Origin of the sequence: Amycolatopsis sp. NPDC098790 (assembly GCF_044759945.1) — a bacterium.
Lineage (GTDB): Bacteria > Actinomycetota > Actinomycetes > Mycobacteriales > Pseudonocardiaceae > Amycolatopsis.
This window is the reverse complement of sequence record NZ_JBIWAI010000002.1, coordinates 492,705-496,473: the sequence shown is the minus strand read 5'-3', so window position 1 is coordinate 496,473 and position 3,769 is coordinate 492,705. Positions and strand designations below refer to the sequence as shown.

The 3,769-nt window shown below is 72.2% G+C and carries 4 protein-coding genes; all 4 read right to left on the bottom strand.

Going from position 1 to position 3,769, the window contains the following annotated elements; all coding sequences use genetic code 11:
* Positions 1–16 precede the first annotated feature (16 nt).
* The 4 genes from ACIQWX_RS15950 to ACIQWX_RS15935 are packed head-to-tail and all read right to left on the bottom strand — an operon-like array spanning position 17 to position 3,739.
* Positions 17–223, bottom strand: coding sequence for an MbtH family protein (locus tag ACIQWX_RS15950; protein ID WP_400870621.1), 207 nt, complete (start codon positions 221–223; stop codon positions 17–19).
* On the bottom strand, positions 220–1,509 hold the full coding sequence (locus ACIQWX_RS15945) for an MFS transporter (RefSeq protein ID WP_400870618.1): 1,290 nt from the start codon (positions 1,507–1,509) through the stop codon (positions 220–222). The genes ACIQWX_RS15950 and ACIQWX_RS15945 overlap by 4 nt, the downstream gene beginning before the upstream one ends.
* On the bottom strand, positions 1,506–2,759 hold the full coding sequence (locus tag ACIQWX_RS15940; RefSeq protein ID WP_400870616.1) for a glutamate synthase-related protein: 1,254 nt from the start codon (positions 2,757–2,759) through the stop codon (positions 1,506–1,508). Before ACIQWX_RS15940 ends, ACIQWX_RS15945 begins: the two co-directional genes overlap by 4 nt.
* Positions 2,756–3,739, bottom strand: a complete 984-nt coding sequence (locus ACIQWX_RS15935) for an asparagine synthetase A (protein WP_400870613.1) — start codon at positions 3,737–3,739, stop codon at positions 2,756–2,758. Before ACIQWX_RS15935 ends, ACIQWX_RS15940 begins: the two co-directional genes overlap by 4 nt.
* Positions 3,740–3,769 lie beyond the last annotated feature (30 nt).

Below are 3,769 nucleotides of genomic sequence, written 5' to 3'. Positions count from 1 at the left end.
TGCCGGCGGGGAAGGGTCAGCGCATCGCGGCGACGAGGCTCGCCGGGCGCAGGTCGGTCCAGTTCTGCTCGACGTACTCCAGGCACGCGGCGCGGGTGTCCTCGCCGTGGACCTTCGTCCAGCCGGCCGGGACGTCCACGGTGGACGGCCAGAGCGAGTGCTGGTTCTCGGCGTTGACCAGGACCAGGAAGGTGCCGTTCTCGTCTTCGAAGGGGTTCGTCATGACTGCTTCTCCTCTGTGAGTGCGGCCCGGCCGAGTGCCGGGGTGGCGACGAGCAGGGCGAGCGCGACGAGCGCGACCGCGGCGTGGGCGAGCATGGTGAACGGGACGCCGAGCGTCTCGACGAGCACGCCGATCAGCAGGTTCCCGACCGGGGTGGCGGCGAGGGTGAAGAGAGCGAGGATGGACATCACGCGGCCGCGCATCTCCTTCGTCGACCACCGCTGGGCGAGGCTCACGAGCACGAGTGCGGTGAGCCCGGCGACGAGGCCGAGGGTGAAGAAGGCGGCGATGCCGACGGCGAGGTTCCCGGTGGCCAGCAGGGCGAGGCAGCCGACCTGCGCGGCGAGCCCCGCCGTCGCGAGCCGCCCGGCCTTTTCCCGCGGCGGCCACTTGACCGAGACGACGAAGGCGAGGGACGCGCCGAGCGTCATGGCGGTGAGGAGCCAGCCGGCGCCGGTCGTGCCGCCCAGCAGGACCAGGCCGAGGTTGATCGGGCCGGCGCCGCTGAGTTCGAGGAGGCCGGTGACGATCATGGCGGTTCGCAGCGCGGGCCGTTTGGCGACGTACCGCACGCCTTCCGCGATTTCCTTGCCGAGCTGCTTGATCTTGACCCGTTGCCGGGGTTCCTTGCTGGTCAGCGTTTTGGTGTTGCCGGCGGCGAGTGCGGAGACGGCGAAGCTGACACCGTTGACGACGGCGACGGTGACGAGCCCCCCGAGCCCGGCCAGCCAGGAACCGAGCGCACCCCCGGCGGCTTGCCCGCCCCGCACGGCGGCGAGGTAGACGGCGTTGCCGCGCACGAGGTGTTCGGGCGGGAGGAGGTTCGGGCGCAGGGCGTCGGAGGCCGGGATGAAGAAGGCACTCGCGACGGCCATGACGACGATGAGTCCGGTGAGCAGCGGGAGTTGGGGTCCCACGAGGAGGACCCCGGCCGCGCCGGCGAGCATGGCGCCTGCTCGGATGAGGTCGGTGGTGATGAGGACGCGCCGCGGCCCGGTCCGGTCGGCGACGGCGCCGCCGACGAGGAGGGTGAGGACTTTCGGGAGCGAGCCGAGGGCGAGGACCAGGCCGGCGAGGGCGGGGCCCGCGGTGCCGACGAGGGTGACGGAGAGGGCGATGAGCCAGACCGCGTCGCCGAAGGAGGACAGGCCCATGGCGAGGACGAGGCCGAGGAAGGGCGAGGGAAGCCCCTTACCGGTCGCCGTCGTGTCGAGCGTCGCGAATGACTCATTCGGGACCTCTGAAGACCCCAATGAGTCATTCGCGACCTCCGGACCGGCCGTCATGACAGCACCTGCTCGCGGACCTGCTCCGCCCGGCCCGGGAACCACACGTCGTCCGGGGTCAGCGCGTCCGCTCGGTACTGGCCCAGCGCGCTCAACAACAGCCGCAGCTCCAGCGCCAGCGCCTCCACGAAGCGGACCAACCCGTCCGCGGGGTCCGTGTCCACCGCCAGCAACGCCGCCCGGCCCAGACCCGCCGCGCGGGCCCCCAGCGCCAGGACCTTCGCCACCCGCGTCCCCTCCCACATCCGGCCCGATGCCAGCAGGCAGCCGGCCGGGGTTCCGATGCGGGACAGGCACTCCGCCAACGGCAACCCGACCGAACCGAACGACAACGGCGCCCAGCCCGAACCGCCCTCGGCGCCGTCCACCGTGACCGCGGACGCTCCGGCCGCCCAAGCCACCGCGGCCGCCGCGCCGATGTCACGCCCGGGCGGGAGCTTCACCCACACCCCGGCACGCGGGAAGTTGTTGCGCATCAGGCGGATCTGCTGCCGGAGGATCTCGTCGGTGAACGTCCCCGGCGAACTGCTTCGCAGCACCCGTGCGCCCAGCGAAGTGTCCACTGTGTACAAGTCAGACAGCGAGGCGGCAGCGGAAGGCGAGACCAGCGTCATCCCCCCGAGGCCCGGCTTCGCGCCCTGGCCCACCTTCAGCTCGAACGCGAGCCGGCCGGACTCCAGCAGCGGCAGGGCCGACGGGTCCGAATACACCAGGTTCCACACCTCGGCGTCCGCGTCCTCCGTGCTCTGCTGGACGACCACGCCGCCGAGCCCGTCCGGGACCGCGTCCGCGTACGCCCGCAGGCGCTCCAGGAGCGTCCCGGCCGACGCGCCGTCCACACGGCCGTGGCCGTGCATCGGGACGACGTTCTCGCCGATCACCATCGGGATCCCGAGCCGCGCGGCCTGGGCCGACGCCGCCGCGCCGAGCCCGCGGCCCGCCACCTGCGTCGACCCGAACGCCGACAGGTACAGCGGCAACGCCGAAGCGAACCCGCCGATCGACGTCGAGAGCGAAACGTCGCCGTACAACGGTTCCCGGCCCAGCTCGATCAGCTTCTCCAGCCGCCGCGGGACGAACACCGGCGGCACCAGCCGCGCCTGCTCCAGCAGATCGGCGGAATCGACCGGAGACCCGCCGAACAACGAAGTCCCGTAAGCGGAAGCGGGCGGGAACACTGCCGACGCGCCTTCCAAAGCGCGCGCCCGGACGAGGTCAGCGGGAAAGCCCGAAGCCTCCAACGCGGTCACGGCGAGACCACCCCCGGCAGCTTCGGGAACGCCGTCGCCTGCCACACCGCGTCCAGCCCGGCCACGTACCGGGTGAACCGCTGCACGCCCAGCCCGAACCCGGCGCTGGCCGGAATGCCCGTGCGGACCAGGTCCAGGTACCACGCGTACTTCGCCGGGTTCTCCCCCGTCTCGCGCATCCGCGTGACGATCCGGCCGTAGTCGTGCTCGCGCTCGCTGCCGCTGCACAGCTCGCCGTAGCCCTCGGGCGCGATCAGGTCGAAGTTGCGCAGGACGCCCGGCGTGGAAACGCTTTCCCGGTCGTAGAACCCGCGCGACCCCTTCGGGTAGTCGACCAGGAAGAACGGCCGCGCGTGCTTCTCCGACAGGATCGCCTCGCCGGCCCAGTCGATCTCGGCGTCCTCGCTCTGCGGGTGCCCGAGCTCGCGCAGCGTCTCGACGGCGGTCGCGTGCGACAGCCGGCCGAACGCGCCGCCAAGCAGGTCGGCGAACGCGCCCGAGTCGCGCCCGAGCGCCTCCAGCACGTCGCCCGCGTCCTCGACGACCCGGCGGACCACGTGCGCCACCAGGTCCTGCAGCAGGTCGAGCACGTCGTCGCGCGACGCGCCGGCCACCTCGACGTCGAGCTGGTGGAACTCGGCCAGGTGCCGGCTCGTGTTCGCCGTCTCCAAGGGTTCCAGCCGCACGTTCGGCGCGACGTAGAAGATCTTCGAGAAGCCCAGCAGCGACGCCTGCTTGTACAGGATCGCGCTGGTCATCAGCTTGTACCGGTGCCCGTAGAAGTCGACGTCGACCTGCTTCGCGCCGCGGCCGCCCGGGTCGGTGACCGGGCCGATCACCGGGGGCAGCAGCTCGGTGAAACCGCGGGCGGCGAGGAACGCGCGCGCCTCGGCGAGCATGCGGTGCTGCAGGCCCAGCACGTGCCGCGTGGTCTCCGACGTCAGGTGCGTGCGCGGGTCCGGCGGATCGGTGTACTCCATGGCGTTCTCACTCCCAGCTGGTCGTGCGGA